Below are 14,029 nucleotides of genomic sequence, written 5' to 3'. Positions count from 1 at the left end.
AAGGATCGAATCCGGTCGGGTATCTGGCATGCTTGCTCCGTCATGGAGCCCCCTCGCCCCCGCCGGGGACGGCGCGATCCGTACCCGCAGCAGAACCCGTACGGCCAGCAGCCCTACGAGCAGTCGCCGTATGGTCCGCGGCACGACGAGCAGCAGTACCAGCCGCAGCAACCGCAGGCCCCGCAGCAGCCTCAGCAGCCGCGCCGACCCCAGCCGCAGCCCCAGCGGCCGGCGCAGCAGCAGGCCCCGCATCCGCAGCAGCCTCCGCATCAGCCGCCACAACCGCCGCAGCACCCGCAACAGCCGCAGCCCCAGTACCACCCGGCCCCGCCGCCGCCGCAGCACGCTCCCGCTCCCACCCCCGCGCCCGACGACCTCCCCGGCGGTGGCTTCTTCGAGGACGAGCCGCCTCAGGGCGGGCACATCGCGGACGGCGTGTTCGACCCGACCGGACGCGTCGGCCGCCCCGTCCTGGACGAGCGGCTCTCCGTCGACCTGGACCGTGACTTCGCCGGCGCCGACCGCGGCCGGACGTTCACCTATGTGCTCGGCATCGGCGCGCTCGTGCTGATCGCCGGGACGGGCATCACCGCGATGGTCGGCGCGACGATGGTGTCCGGCGGCAAGCCGCCCAAGCCCCAGCTCGAACCGCAGGTCGTCCCGACGATGGGCGCGCACCCAGGCGACGTCCCGCCCGACCCGCCGACCGTCCCCATGGCGCACGAGCCGTTCATCCCCGACCACGGCACCGGTAAGTTCGTCCGCGCCTCGGGCGAGACCCTGACGACCGGCCACGGCAAGGTGCGCCGCTACGCGGTCGAGGTCGAGGGCGGGATGAAGCAGTCCACCACCTCGTTCACGCACCTGGTCGACCGGATCCTCACCGACCCGCGCGGCTGGACGGCCGGCGGCAAGCTCGGGTTCAGGCGCGTCGGCGCCGGGCAGCAGGCCGACTTCGTGATCAAGCTCGCGTCCCCGGAGACCACCGACAAGCTGTGCGCCTCCACCGGGATCATGACGGCCGGACGCGGCAACTGCTCCTCCGACAAGGAGGTCGTGATGAACCTCCGCCGCTGGCTGATGACGACCACCTACTACCAGGGGCAGACCGGCTCGTACCGGGCGCAGATGCTGAACTTCGAGGTCGGGCGGATGATGCACTACAAACGGGCGTCCTGCCCGGGTGGGAACAAGCCCGCGCCGGTGATGATGCAGCAGCTCGCCGGGCTCGGCGGATGCCGTCCGAACGCCTGGCCCTTCGACCGCAGGGGCCACTTCGTGACGGGCCCGGAGAGCCCCTGACGCGGGCCCGTCCCAGAGCGGACGCCCGCACCGACCCGTCCGACCGGCCCGAACACCCGCTAAACCGGTGGTCGGGCCCGGACGAGTCGGGCATCCTGGCCGGGTGCTGCTGACGATCACGACCACCCGCGCGCCCGCGACAGACCTGGGCTTCCTGCTGCACAAGCATCCGGACAAGGTGCAGCGGTTCGAGCAGGCGTCCGGCGTCGCGCACGTCTTCTACCCCGAGGCGGACGAGACGCGCTGCACGGTCGCGCTGCTGTTGGAGGTCGACCCGGTCAAGCTCGTGCGCACGCGAGGCAAGTCCAGCCCGGACTTCTCCCTCGGCCAGTACGTGAACGACCGTCCGTACGCGGCGTCCTCTCTGCTGGCGTCCGCGATGGCCGGCGTGTTCCGCACCGCGATGCGCGGGCGCTGCGACGCCCGGCCCGAACTCCCGGACGTTCCGCTCCCGCTGGAGATCTCCCTGCCCGCGCTGCCGTGCCGCGGCGGCCCCGAACGCGCCGAACGCTATTTCGCGCCGCTCGGCTGGCACGTCGAGGCCGTCCCGGTGCCCCTCGACCCCGGCTTCCCCGACTGGGGCGACTCGCGCTACGTGAGCCTGACCCTGACCGGCGAGGTCCGGCTGGCCGACGCGCTCAACCAGCTGTACGTCCTGCTGCCTGTGCTGGACGAGGCGAAGCACTACTGGATCGCCCCGGACGAGGTGGACAAGCTCATCCGCGCGGGGGAGGGATGGCTCGCGGCGCATCCGGACCGCTCCGGCATCACCCGCCGCTATCTCGCCAACCGCCGTCCCCTCGTGCGCGCGGCTCTGGGCCGCCTCGCCGACTCCGACGACGCCCCTGAGGACGCCCTCGACCAGGCGCCTCTCGAAGAGGAGCCCGAAGCCACGGCGACCCCGGAGGCTCCGGAGAAGGCCGGGGCCGCGGCGACCCCGGAGGAGGGGCCGAAGGTCTCGCTGGCGGAGCAGCGCGCCGAGGCCGTCCTCGCCGCGCTGCGCGAGCAGGACGCGCGTACCGTGCTCGACCTCGGCTGCGGCACCGGCAAGCTGCTCGCGCGCCTCAAGCAGGACCGGGCGTTCGAGCAGGTCACCGGCGTGGACGTGTCGTACCGCGCGATCGAGATGATGCGCCGCCGCGGCCTGCCGGACGACCCGTCCGACCCGCGCCGTCCGGCCCGCGTGCGGGTGTTCCAGTCCGCGCTGACCTACGCCGACCGCCGGTTCGAGGGCTACGACGCGGCCGTCCTGATGGAGGTCGTCGAGCACATCGACCCGCCGCGGCTGGCGGCCGTCGAGGGCGTGGTGTTCGGCGCGGCGCGTCCGGCGTCGGTCGTGGTCACGACCCCGAACGCCGAGTACAACGTCCGCTACGACGGCCTCGCGGACGGCGCGATGCGGCACCCCGACCACCGCTTCGAGTGGACGCGCGCCGAGTTCGCCGCGTGGGCCGACCGGGTGGCCGCCGGGAACGGCTACCGCGTCCGGTACGTCCCGGTCGGTGACCGCGACCCCGAGGTGGGCGCGCCGACCCAGATGGCCGTCTTCACCCGCGACACCTCAGACGACCCAGGCAACCCAGACAACCCAGGCAAGAAGGACGCCCGAGAGGAGAGCACCCGATGACCGAGATCCGACTGCCCGAAATGGGGCTGGTCGTGCTCGTCGGCGTGTCCGGATCGGGCAAGTCGTACTTCGCGCGCCGCCACTTCAAGCCCACGCAGGTCGTCTCGTCCGACCGCTGCCGCGGGATGGTCTCGGACGACGAGAACGACCAGTCGGCTACCGGCGACGCGTTCGCGCTGCTGCACCACATCGTCAGGACGCGCCTGCGGCGCGGCCTGCTGACCGTCGTGGACGCCACGAACGTCCAGGCCGGGTCGCGCCAGCAGCTCCTCCAGATCGCCAGGGACTGCGACGTGATGTCGGCGGCGATCGTGCTGGACGTCCCGGAGGGCGTCGCCGCCGCGCGCAACGCGGACCGCCCCGACCGCGACCTGCCGGACCACGTGATCCCGCGCCAGGGGCGCGAGCTGCGGCGCGGCCTGCGCATGCTGCAGGGGCGCGAGTTCAAGCGCTCCTACGTCCTGCGCGGTGTCGAGGAGATCGACGCGGCCACGGTCGTCTACGAGAAGGCGTGGAACGACAAGCGCGAGCTGACCGGCCCGTTCGACATCGTCGGCGACATCCACGGCTGCCGTGCCGAGCTGGAGGACCTGCTCGCCGAGCTCGGCTACGCCGTCGACCGCGACGACCAGGGACGTCCCGTGGGCGCGCGTCACCCCGAGGGCCGCACCGCCGTCTTCGTCGGCGACCTCGTCGACCGGGGGCCGGACTCGCCGGGCGTCCTGCGCCTGGTCATGGGCATGGCCGAGGCCGGGACCGCCCTGTGCGTGTCCGGGAACCACGAGCAGAAGCTCGTGCGCGCGCTCAACGGCCGCAAGGTGAAGGTCGCGCACGGCCTGGCCGAGTCCCTGGAGCAGCTCGCGCGCGAGCCGGACGAGTTCCGCGACCGCGCGCGCACGTTCATGGACGGCCTGATCAGCCATTACGTCCTGGACGGCGGGAAGCTCGTCGTCGCGCACGCCGGTCTCAAGGAGGAGTACCACGGGCGCGCGTCCGGACGCGTCCGCTCGTTCGCGCTCTACGGCGACACCACCGGAGAGACCGACGAGTACGGGCTGCCCGTCCGCTACCCGTGGGCGCGCGACTACCGGGGCAAGGCGATGGTCGTCTACGGCCACACGCCCGTCCCGAACGCCGAGTGGCTCAACAACACCATCTGCCTGGACACCGGTGTGGTGTTCGGCGGCAAGCTGACCGCCCTGCGCTACCCGGAGAAGCAGCTCGTCCAGACGCCCGCGCACGAGGTCTGGTACGAGCCCGCGCGTCCGCTGAAGGACGACTCCCGCGACCACGACCTGCTGAAGATCGAGGACGTGATGGGCGCGCACGGCGTGGAGACCACGCTGATGGGGCGCGTGTCCGTCCGGGAGGAGAACGCCCTCGCCGCGCTGGAGGTGATGAGCCGGTTCGCGGTGGACCCGCGCTGGCTGGTGTACCTGCCGCCGACGATGGCCCCCGCGGACGCGTCGTCCCTGCCCGGCTACCTGGAGCACCCCGCGCAGGCGTTCGCGGCGTACCGGGACCTGGGGCTGACCCAGGCGATCTGCGAGGAGAAGCACATGGGCTCCCGCGCGATCGCCGTGGTCGCGCGCGACAGGGAGACGGCCGAGACGCGGTTCCGCATGGACGACGGCACGACCGGCGCGCTCTACACCCGCACCGGACGGTCGTTCTTCAAGGACGCGGCCCGCACCGACGCCGTCCTCACGCGCCTGCGCGACGCGATCGGCAAGGCGGGCCTCTGGGATGAGCTGAACACCGGCTGGCTCGTCCTGGACTGCGAGCTGCTGCCCTGGTCGGCGAAGGCGATGGAGCTGATCCGCACGCAGTACGCGGCGACCGCCGCCGCCGCGCGGGCCGCGCTCCCGGCCGCGTCCACGGCCCTCGCCCAAGCGCACGCACGAGGACTGGACATCGCGGACCTGCGTGAACGCACCGAGCACCGTGCCGCCAACGCGGCTCGCTTCCGCGACGCGTTCGCGCGCTACTGCTGGGAAGTCGACGGTGTCGGCGACCTGCGGATCGCGCCGTTCCAGCTCCTCGCCGCCGAGGGGGAGACGCTCGCGACGACCCGCGGCCACGACTGGCACATGTCCATGGCGGGCCGCCTGGCCGAGGCCGACGAGTCGGGCCTCGTCCGGAGCACCGCGACGCGGATCGTGGACCTCGCCGACCCCGCGTCCGAGGCGGACGCGACGTCGTGGTGGGAGCGGCTCACGGCGGACGGCGGCGAGGGGATGGTCGTGAAGCCCCTCGGCCCGCTTCCGCTGGAGCGCAAGGTGCAGCCGGGCCTGAAGGTGCGCGGGCGCGAGTACCTGCGGATCATCTACGGTCCCGACTACACCGACCACCTGGACCGGCTCCGCTCCCGCTCGACGGGCCGCAAGCGGTCGCTCGCGATGCGCGAGCACGCGCTCGGCCTCGCGGCCCTCGACCGGCTCGCCGCCGGGGAGCCGCTGTGGCGCGTCCACCAGGCCGTGTTCGCCGTCCTGGCCCTCGAGTCCGAGCCGGTGGACCCGAGGCTCTGAGAAACGCTCTCAGCCGCGCCTGACCCCGTCCGGCCCGTCCGGCCCGGCCTGGCGAACGGGAACGAGAACGCGAACGGCCCGCGCCTCTCCGGTGCGGGCCGTTTCGTGTCAGCGCTGGTGAGACGCCGATCAGGTCGTGAAGAGCGCGTGGAACAGTCCGCCATGGTGTCCGTGGTGCCCGTGGTGGTAGTCGTGGTGACCGCCCCAGTGCGGGGCGGGCGGCGCGACGTGGTAGCCGCCCTCCATGCGGGTGAGAGCCTCCAGCTCGCCATAGTCGAGGAAGACGCCACGGCAGTTGTCGCACTGCTCGATCTGGACGCCATTGCGGTTGTACGTGCGCATGAAGCCGTGGCACTTGGGGCAGTGCATCGCCTAGGTCGTCCTTCCAGTCCAGCCATTCAACGCAATCAATGGTAAATCTATGACAGAGCGGGCAGCTCTGCGATTCTGACGCACGCACCCACCAGCCCGGTTTCCTCGGGAGCCAGATCGCGATCCTGCTCGGCCGCCAGCCGGAGCGACGTCGCCGCGATCTGCACCACGAGCGCGCGCGACGGCATGTCCAGGACCGTCCACTCCGACCCCTCGTCAGGGGGAACGGCCACCCCACCCGCCTCCCGGTACGCCCGCAGGAAGCGCCCCCAGGCGTCCGGCGCCACGATTCCCACCGCGAACAACGCGGCTAGGCGTGCGAGATCCCACACCGGATCGCCGCATCCGATGTCCTCCACATCGATGAACCGCCACGTGCCGCCCTCGCCCGCGCGCACGAGCTGGCCCAGGTGAAAGTCGCCGTGCAGCAGCCGCTCGTCCCTCACCTCAGGGACGAGCGAGTCCCCGCGCACCCATGCGGGCAGGCCGGCGAACGCGCGTCGCACAACGTCGGCCGCCTCACCGTCTCCCATCCGCGAGACGGCGCGGGCCACCCGCGTGGGACGTCCGAACGACGGCGTGTCCGCAGGCACGGGGACGGCGTGCAGCCTGGCCAACAGGCGTCCGGCGTCCTCCCACGGCGGATCGAACGGATCGACGGGCGTTCCGTAGCGCTCCAGCGTGACCGTCCGCCCCTCGACCTCGAGCGGCGGCCCCAACGGCGCGTTGAACAGCTCGGGCAGGGACGCGGCGATCTCGACGCGGCGGACGAACTCGGGGCCGACGGCCCGTCCGGGACGGTGCGCCTTCGCGACCACGTCCCGGGCCCGGACCACCAGCACATCATTCCGGTCATAGATGACTTGCGGGGACACCACGCAAGTATCACCTGTTGAAGACCTCCATCTCCCACAGCGAGTACCCGTACTTGGTCGCGCGCTTCGTCCCGACCATCCGGACGTACCGCGCCTGCACGGGGGCGAACGCGACGTAGTCCACGCCGCCGTTCCCGTTCGTGCGCGCGTGGACGGTCGTCCACGTCCGCCCGTCCTTGGACACCTGGATCTGGAACGCCGTCGCGTACGCCGACTCCCAGCGCAGGATCACGTACCCGACCTGCCGCACCGAGCCCAGGTCCACCCGGAACCACTGCGGATCGGTCCGCTTGCTCGACCAGCGCGACTTGCCGTTGCCGTCCACCGCGTTCCGCGCCGGGTACCACGACTGCTCGACGCTGGACGCCGCCGCCGGGCGCTTCAACGCCAGGTTCGCCTTCAGCCGGTACGTGGCCGTCAGCGTCCTGTCCGTCGCGACGGTGACGTTGTGCGCGGACGCGCCCTTGTCGGACCACCCCACGAACTCGTACGCGCGCCCGCCGACGATCTGCGTGGCCGTCGGCGCCGCGACCGACACCACCGATCCCTTGATGACCGTCCCGGTGAGCGGTGCCTTCCCGGTGCGCTGCCCCTGCGTCAACGGGATGCCCGCCGGGCTGCTCGCCAGCGTCAGCTTCGCCGTCTTCGGATGCAGCTCCACACTCCGGGTGTCGGTCAGCCCGGACGAGTCGGTCGCGGTCAGCCGCAACTCGATCCAGGACGGGTACTCGTGGTCGGGCGCGACGAACGACCCGGACGTCCCGTCCTGTCCCGTGATCTCGTGCGTATGGCAGTTGCTCGGGCAGTGATGCATGATGATCTGCCAGTTCAGCGCCTTGCCGCTGAGCGCCCCGTCCTCCGCGTCGGTCGCCGTCCCGGTGAACGGGATCCGGTCGCCGACCTGCCACGTCAGCCCGGACGCGGGCGTGGTGATCTTCGCGACCGGCGGCGTGGACCCGGCCGTGACCCGCAGGGTCGCGGTGTCGGACGCGCCGCGCGCGTCGGTCACCCGCAACCCGACGTTGTACGTGCCCGCCTTGTCGTAGACGAAGGACGGCTTGGCGTCGTGCGAGTCCCCGTACGTCCCGTCGCCGTTGAGGTCCCAGTCGTACGCGAGCGGCAGGTCGCCGTCCACGTCGGACGACGTCGACGCGTCGAAGTGCACGGTCAGCGGCAGTCTCCCGCTCACCACATCGGACTTGATCGCGGCGACCGGCGGGTTGTTCCCGCCCTCGTAGACCCACCGGACGACCCGTCCGGCGATCACGTCCACGCCGAACATGTCACCGTCCGGCCCGGCCTCCAGATCGACGATGGCGCCAGAGGACGCATCGAACGACTCAACACTCTTCGGGTCCGGCAGGCCGTTCGCACCCGCGCGCATGGCCCACACGCACTTGCGCGCGTAGTCGGCGAAGAACAGCGCTCCCTTGTACCGCTGCGGGTACACGCTCCCCGTGTAGAACGCCGTCCCGCTGATGGCCGAACCGCCCGTCCCACACGCCTCGTTGGGCACGACCTTGTCGGAGTGCTTGTACGCGAAATACGGCGCGGTCACAGCGGACGCACCGGCCGCATAGAGCTTCTGGCACGCGGTGAGGCCGACGGCCTCGTAACCGACGTTGTGGCCCGTCCCCTCGTAGCAAGGCCACCCGAAGTTCGCGGCTTTCGTAGGCGAAGCCGGGATCCGGTCGATCTCCTCCCACGTGCTGAGCCCGACGTCCCCCACCCACACCTCGTTCGTCCCCGGACGGATCGTGAACCGGTACGGGTTCCTGAACCCGTGCCCGATGATCCGCTTGGCGTTCTCGTCCCCGGCCGTCGCCGGGTTCCCGGGCGCGGGCTTCCCCGTGTCCGGATCGATGCGGATGATCGAACCGTCCAGGCTCGTCGGGTCGTTCGGCGTGTTCACATCCTGCGCGCGCAGGGATCCGCCCTCGGCCGTCGGCGCCTTCAGGTTCTCGCCCGGCTTCCCGGGCGGGTCACCGCAGGGGTTCTTGGTCTGCCCATAGTCGGCGTACGTGTAGGCGGCGCCGTCCCCCGCGCCCGCGTAGAGCATGCCGTCCGAACCGAACTGGAGCGTCCCGACCGTGTGGCTCGGGAACTGCTGGCACCAGTCCTCCAGCAGCACCGTCTCGGTCACCGGCCCGGCGGCCGCGCGCGGTGCGAGCGCCCCCGCCGCCTGCACAGGCGGCGTCAGCACCGAGATGCGGCCCGAAACCACGCATCCGTCCTTGTTCGCGCCCGGCGGGTCCGGACACTGGTCGTCCGTGCCGTTCGCGGATGGCCACCTCGGATACGTCCCGCCCAACTCGCCGTTGTACGTGTAGAGCACGTACACGCGCGGATCCGTGGGGAATTTCGGGGCCAGTGCAAGCCCGAGTAGTCCCCGGTCCCACCCGTTGAACACCTGCTGCCGCAGGTCCGCGTACACGACCGGGTTCGTGTCGGTGAGCGACTGGAACATCTTCACGATGCCGCTCTTCTCCGCCACGAACACCCGTCCGTCCGGCGAGAACCGCACCGCCGTCGGGTTCGTCAGCCCCGACAGGACCGTCTGCTGCCGGAACCCGCCAGGCAGCGCCGCCCGCGCCGCGCCTGCCCTTGGCAACGACGCCCCGGTCAGCAGCGCCGCTCCCAGCACCACCGCCACCAGCAACGCCACCGGACGCCGCGTCCACCCCGTCCCGGCCCGTTCGCCCACGACCGCACCCCTCCCGACCCCAGGTGCGGAACCGCGTGATCCGCCGCTGTAGCAGGGAACGATGAACGAAAACCGCATTCATGTGGAGAGCTGGACCGAACGTGGCCAGAGTGGACAAACCGTCAACCGCCATGCCGCCTCACACGACGCCTGACGCCTAACCGTCCGCCACTGCGCCACCATCCGCCACTGCGCCACCGTCCGGGATGACGGCGCCAAGCCCGACGGCCAACGTCCGAAGCAGCGGAACGAAGACCGTCTCCTCGTCCGCGGGCGTGAAGTGCCCGCCCAGCTCGAGCATCACGTATCCGTGCAGGGCGCTCCAGAGCTGCGCCGACACGTCCGCCGGATCGGCGCTGCCCGCTCCAGGCAGCACCCCGGCCAGCATCGCCCGCCCCGTCGCCTCCACCAGGACGCCGAACGTGCCGGCCCCCTCGGTGAACCGTCCGCTCCGGATCTCCTCGCCGTCCTCGCAGAGCGTGCCGAGCACGACGCCGCCGAACATGACCGAGTAGAGATGCGGGTTCGCCAGCGCGTTCGCCCGGTACGCGACGGCCAGCCGCGCGAGGTCGGCGAGCGGGTCGTCGCTCGGCGGGACCTCCGCGAGCATCGCCGCCAGCCGCTCGAACCCCTCGTCCACGACCGCCCGCACCAGCTCCGGCATCCCGCCGAAGTGCGTGTACACGACCATCGTGGACGCCCCGACCCCGGCCGCCAGGCGGCGCGCCGTCAGCGCCTTCGGCCCCTCCTCGGCCAGCAGCCGCGCCGCCGCCTCCAGCAACCGCGTCCGCACGTCGGCCGACGCCCCGCCCGCGTCCGATCCCGCGGTCTTCGTCGATGCCGGTTTCGCCGCAGCCGTTGACGCCTCGCTCATAACAGCGTTATATCCCACATAACAGCGTTATTCGCAGCGGAGGGCAAGCCCGATGACGAACGGAAACGGAATCCTCGACGGCCAGTACGCGCCCGTGCGCGAGGAGCTGACGGTCACCGAACTGGAGACCACCGGCGAGATCCCCGCCCACCTCGACGGCCGGTACGCGCGCATCGGCCCCAACCCGTTCACCGCCCCCGACCCGGCGACGTACCACCTGTTCACCGGCGACGGCATGGTCCACGGCGTCCGCCTACGCGACGGCCGCGCCGAGTGGTACCGCAACCGCTGGGTCCGGCACGCCGACCTGGCCCGCCAGATGGGGGAGCGCCCCCGCGCCGGACGCGCGCACGCGGGCATGGACTACGCCGTCAACACCAACGTCGTCGCCCAGGCCGGACGCACCTTCGCGCTCGTCGAGGCGGGCTGCCGCCCCTACGAGCTCACCGACGAACTGGAGACCGTCGGCCCCTGCGACTTCGACGGCACCCTCCCCGGCGGCTACACCGCCCACCCGCACCGCGACCCCGCCACCGGTGAACTGCACGCCGTCTCGTACTTCTTCGGCTGGGGCGACAAGGTCCGGTACACCGTCCTCACCAAGTCCGGACGCATCCGCAAGGTCGTGGACGTCCAGGTCAACGGCAGCCCGATGATGCACGACTTCTCCCTGACCGAGCACTATGTCGTCCTGTACGACCTGCCGGTCACGTTCGACCCCCGCATGGTCGCCGCCGGGATGCCGTCCGCCCTGGCCGGCCCCATGACGTCCCTGCTGTCCCGTGTCATCGGCCGCCGCACCCTGCCCGAACCGGTCGTCGCCGCCGCCATCCGCTCCCGCCGAGGCGGCGCCCCCGGCCTCCCCTACTCCTGGAACCCCGCCTACCCCGCGCGCATCGGCCTGCTCCCACGCGAGGGCCGCGCCACCGACGTCCGCTGGTTCGACATCGACCCGTGCTACGTCTTCCACCCGCTCAACGCCTACGAGGACGGCGACACGATCGTCCTGGACGTCATCCGCCACCCGCGTATGTTCGCCACCTCCACCGTCCCCGGCGAAGGAGCCCCCAGCCTGGACCGCTGGACCCTCGACCGCACGACCGGCCGCGTCAGCACCGAGCGCCTGGACGACCGTCCCCAGGAATTCCCCCGCCACGACGAACGCCTCGTAGGACGTCCCTACCGCTATGGCTATGGCGTGGGCATCGACATCGCCGGTTCCGACTTCGGCGAAGACGACCGCGTCGACCTCGCCGTTTTCGAACCGGACGCCGTCCTCAAGCACGACCTCCTGAACCGCAAGACCGAGGTGCACCGCCTCGGCCTGAACCGGATCGCGAGCGAGTTCTCCTTCGTCCCGTCCTCCGACACGTCCGCCGAGGACGACGGCGTCCTCATGGGCTACGTCCTCGACACCACCACCGACCGCAGCGACCTGGTCTTCCTGGACGCCGCGACCCTGGAACAGACCGGCGCGATCCACCTCCCCGCCCGAATCCCCAGCGGCTTCCACGGCAACTGGATGCCCACGCCCTCCTGACCCGGCCCACCGCGCCGGACCACCTGCCACAGCAAGATCATTTTCGGTTCACCCGCAGGTGGGCGGGCCCGGGTGAAGATCATTCCGGATCCTGGAGCGGGCCGGTGTCCGGAAGGAGTGATCGTGAAGCGCATCGCCGTCCTCTCGCTCGCCGCCGCGGCCGCCACCACCGGCCCCGGCGCCCTCGCCGCCACTCCGGCCTCGGCCGCCTCCGCGTCCGCCATCTGCGGCTCGGGATACTCCGTCATCGACTCCAAAGCCGTGAACGGCTCGACCATCCACCTGTCGTACGACTCGGGCTCGGGCAAGAACTGCGTCGTCACCATCAAGACCAAGGACGTCGGCAGCGCCACGCGTACCGGCGCCTACCTGTACGTGCAGGGCAGCAGCCCGATCAGCGAGATCGACAACTTCACGACCTACGCGGGCTTGGTCTACGCCAACGCCGCCGGTAAGTGCGTCCAGTGGGGTGGCGGCACGAACTACCAGTACTGGTACAACGACTGGTCGCACTGCGGCTGAGCCCGCTGACCCCAGGACCGACCAGGGGAAACACGAGGGCCCCGAGGCGGAACCACCCGCCTCGGGGCCCTCGGCGTGCGGCCACCGCCCGAGGTTGGGTCTGTTCCTCCGCCCGAACTTGTACTACAACAAGTAGTACTACCCAACGTCGGAGGTGCAACGGTGCACGCTCTTGTCATCGGCGCCGGCCTCGCCGGTCTCGCGACCGCGCGCGGACTCCTCGCCGCGGGCCACGAGGTCACCGTCCTGGAACAGGCCCCCGCCCTCCGCGCGCAGGGAGGCGCCCTCACCGTGTGGCCGTTCGGCAACGCGGTCCTGTCGGTCCTGGGCGTCCACCCCGAAACCGCGGGACAACCCATCGCCGAGGTCGACCTCCGCACACCCACCGGCAGGACGGTCCTCCACTGCGACCTCACGGGGATCGCCCACGAGGCCGGAGCCCCCGCCGTCGTCATCTCGCGCGAGGCACTCCTGCGCCAGCTGGCATCCGGCATCCCGATCGACTACGACGCGAGCTTCGCCGGCCTGGCCCACACACCGCGCGGCGTCACGGTCACCACGACGAACGGCGCCCAGTACAGCGCCGATCTCCTCATAGGCGCCGACGGCGTCCACTCACGCGTGCGCGCGCGTCTGGTCGATGCCACCCACGCGCGCCCAACCGGCATGGCGACCTGGCAGGGCCTGATCCCAGCCCCCTTCCATCCCGGAACGCGCTCGACGATGATGCTCGACCGCACCCGTGAGTGCGGCTTCATGAGCGCGGGTGACGGCATGCTCGCCTTCTTCTTCGACGTCCCCTGGACGCCCAGCGACACCGTCCCGGCCCACCCGCTCGCCGAACTCCGCGAGCACTTCCGCGACTTCGCCGCTCCCATCCCCGACCTTTTTGACGCCCTGACCGACGACGACCTGGAACTCTTCCCCCACACCAGGCACCACGTCGCGCGCGTATGGGGCCGAGGCCCCTGCACCCTCGTCGGCGACGCCGCACACGGCATCCCTCCAGTCCTGGCGCACGGCCTCAACCAGGCCCTGGAGGACGTAGCCGTCCTGATGACCGAACTCGCCGGACGATCCGACCCCACCAAGGCCCTGCGCGCCTACGAACGAACCCGTCGCCGCCGAGTGGCCCTGGCCGGCGCCCTGGCCCGAGACGCCATCCGGCTCACCGGACCGGCCTCCATCGGACACAGCCTCCCCATGCTCAACCTGACGTCCCTGGCCCCAGTCAAAGCCGGGGGCGCCCTGCTGGGAACCCTGCTCCGCAGCCTCAGCCACCGCCGCCACGACGAGCTGAGCGCGCTGTCCGTCTCCCGGCCCCCGGCTGCCCTACATGTCGTCCGCGCGTCCGCGACTTGACGTCCGCGGAACGAGTAGGTAACGTACCTCTTCGCGCCTTGAGGGATGCAGGACGTCGCTGAGCGGTGGCCGGCCCGGTGTGCGCGACCATCAAACGATCATGCGGATTCGATCCGTCGTGCCCGCATGTCTTGATGGCGTCGGAAATGCTCGATTTTGCGAATCGGTGCGGATCTGGTGAAATGGAAGTGCTGCAGGGAACGGCCGCGAAAGTGGACGGGAACTGCGGAATCGGGATCGGCCGGAAATTGACAAGCCGGGCGGAACTGATAAAGTAAATGAGTCGCCACGGAGCGAAAGCCGCAGAGAATGCGGACGGAGCG

The 14,029-nt window shown here is 71.2% G+C and carries 11 protein-coding genes; 6 read left to right on the top strand and 5 right to left on the bottom strand.

Annotation, left to right across the window (positions count from 1 at the left end; genetic code table 11):
- Nucleotides 1-42: 42 nt before the first annotated feature.
- The 3 genes from AB0L06_RS21970 to AB0L06_RS21960 all read left to right on the top strand — a co-directional run bounded on the left by AB0L06_RS21970 (nucleotide 43) and on the right by AB0L06_RS21960 (nucleotide 5,457).
- Nucleotides 43-1,302, top strand: coding sequence for a DUF3152 domain-containing protein (locus AB0L06_RS21970; RefSeq protein WP_500232918.1), 1,260 nt, complete (start codon nucleotides 43-45; stop codon nucleotides 1,300-1,302).
- A gap of 103 nt (nucleotides 1,303-1,405) precedes the next feature.
- Nucleotides 1,406-2,929, top strand: a complete 1,524-nt coding sequence (locus AB0L06_RS21965; RefSeq protein ID WP_500232917.1) for a 3' terminal RNA ribose 2'-O-methyltransferase Hen1 — start codon at nucleotides 1,406-1,408, stop codon at nucleotides 2,927-2,929.
- Nucleotides 2,926-5,457 (top strand): polynucleotide kinase-phosphatase, encoded by a 2,532-nt coding sequence (locus AB0L06_RS21960; protein WP_500232916.1) that lies wholly within the window; start codon nucleotides 2,926-2,928, stop codon nucleotides 5,455-5,457. The genes AB0L06_RS21965 and AB0L06_RS21960 overlap by 4 nt, the downstream gene beginning before the upstream one ends.
- A gap of 129 nt (nucleotides 5,458-5,586) precedes the next feature.
- On the opposite strand, the gene AB0L06_RS21955 is transcribed toward AB0L06_RS21960, so the two are convergent.
- The 4 genes from AB0L06_RS21955 to AB0L06_RS21940 all read right to left on the bottom strand — a co-directional run bounded on the left by AB0L06_RS21955 (nucleotide 5,587) and on the right by AB0L06_RS21940 (nucleotide 10,282).
- The gene (locus AB0L06_RS21955; RefSeq protein WP_500232915.1) at nucleotides 5,587-5,826 is read right to left on the bottom strand and encodes a TFIIB-type zinc ribbon-containing protein; all 240 of its coding nucleotides are present in this window, start codon (nucleotides 5,824-5,826) and stop codon (nucleotides 5,587-5,589) included.
- A 50-nt stretch (nucleotides 5,827-5,876) separates the two neighbouring features.
- The gene (locus AB0L06_RS21950; protein ID WP_500232914.1) at nucleotides 5,877-6,704 is read right to left on the bottom strand and encodes a phosphotransferase family protein; all 828 of its coding nucleotides are present in this window, start codon (nucleotides 6,702-6,704) and stop codon (nucleotides 5,877-5,879) included.
- A 10-nt stretch (nucleotides 6,705-6,714) separates the two neighbouring features.
- A complete protein-coding gene (locus tag AB0L06_RS21945) occupies nucleotides 6,715-9,408 on the bottom strand; it encodes a PQQ-dependent sugar dehydrogenase (protein WP_500232913.1) in 2,694 nt (897 codons plus the stop codon).
- A gap of 157 nt (nucleotides 9,409-9,565) precedes the next feature.
- Nucleotides 9,566-10,282, bottom strand: coding sequence for a TetR-like C-terminal domain-containing protein (locus AB0L06_RS21940; RefSeq protein ID WP_500232912.1), 717 nt, complete (start codon nucleotides 10,280-10,282; stop codon nucleotides 9,566-9,568).
- Between the two features lie 52 nt (nucleotides 10,283-10,334).
- On the opposite strand from AB0L06_RS21940, the gene AB0L06_RS21935 reads away from it, so the two are divergent.
- The 3 genes from AB0L06_RS21935 (at nucleotide 10,335) to AB0L06_RS21925 (ending at nucleotide 13,706) form a co-directional block, all read left to right on the top strand.
- A complete protein-coding gene (locus AB0L06_RS21935) occupies nucleotides 10,335-11,822 on the top strand; it encodes a carotenoid oxygenase family protein (protein WP_500232911.1) in 1,488 nt (495 codons plus the stop codon).
- Nucleotides 11,823-11,945: 123 nt separating this feature from the next.
- Nucleotides 11,946-12,344, top strand: a complete 399-nt coding sequence (locus AB0L06_RS21930) for a spore-associated protein A (protein WP_500232910.1) — start codon at nucleotides 11,946-11,948, stop codon at nucleotides 12,342-12,344.
- A 162-nt stretch (nucleotides 12,345-12,506) separates the two neighbouring features.
- Nucleotides 12,507-13,706, top strand: a complete 1,200-nt coding sequence (locus tag AB0L06_RS21925) for an FAD-dependent oxidoreductase (RefSeq protein ID WP_500232909.1) — start codon at nucleotides 12,507-12,509, stop codon at nucleotides 13,704-13,706.
- 98 nt (nucleotides 13,707-13,804) lie between these two features.
- Here AB0L06_RS21925 and AB0L06_RS21920 read toward each other — a convergent pair.
- Nucleotides 13,805-14,029, bottom strand: a 225-nt coding sequence (locus tag AB0L06_RS21920) for a hypothetical protein (protein ID WP_500232908.1), incomplete at its 5' end; no start/stop codon positions are given.

The organism is Spirillospora sp. NPDC052269 (assembly GCF_040679435.1).
Taxonomy (GTDB): domain Bacteria; phylum Actinomycetota; class Actinomycetes; order Streptosporangiales; family Streptosporangiaceae; genus Spirillospora.
Note: the sequence above shows the minus strand (reverse complement) of the source record. Positions and strands in the feature narration are given on the sequence as shown.

Coding starts and splice junctions, on each gene's coding strand:
- AB0L06_RS21955 (WP_500232915.1), bottom strand. CDS start 5,826: ATGCACTGCCCCAAGTGCCACGGCTTCATGCGCACGTACAACCGCAAT.
- AB0L06_RS21940 (WP_500232912.1), bottom strand. CDS start 10,282: ATGAGCGAGGCGTCAACGGCTGCGGCGAAACCGGCATCGACGAAGACC.
- AB0L06_RS21960 (WP_500232916.1), top strand. CDS start 2,926: ATGACCGAGATCCGACTGCCCGAAATGGGGCTGGTCGTGCTCGTCGGC.
- AB0L06_RS21935 (WP_500232911.1), top strand. CDS start 10,335: ATGACGAACGGAAACGGAATCCTCGACGGCCAGTACGCGCCCGTGCGC.
- AB0L06_RS21970 (WP_500232918.1), top strand. CDS start 43: ATGGAGCCCCCTCGCCCCCGCCGGGGACGGCGCGATCCGTACCCGCAG.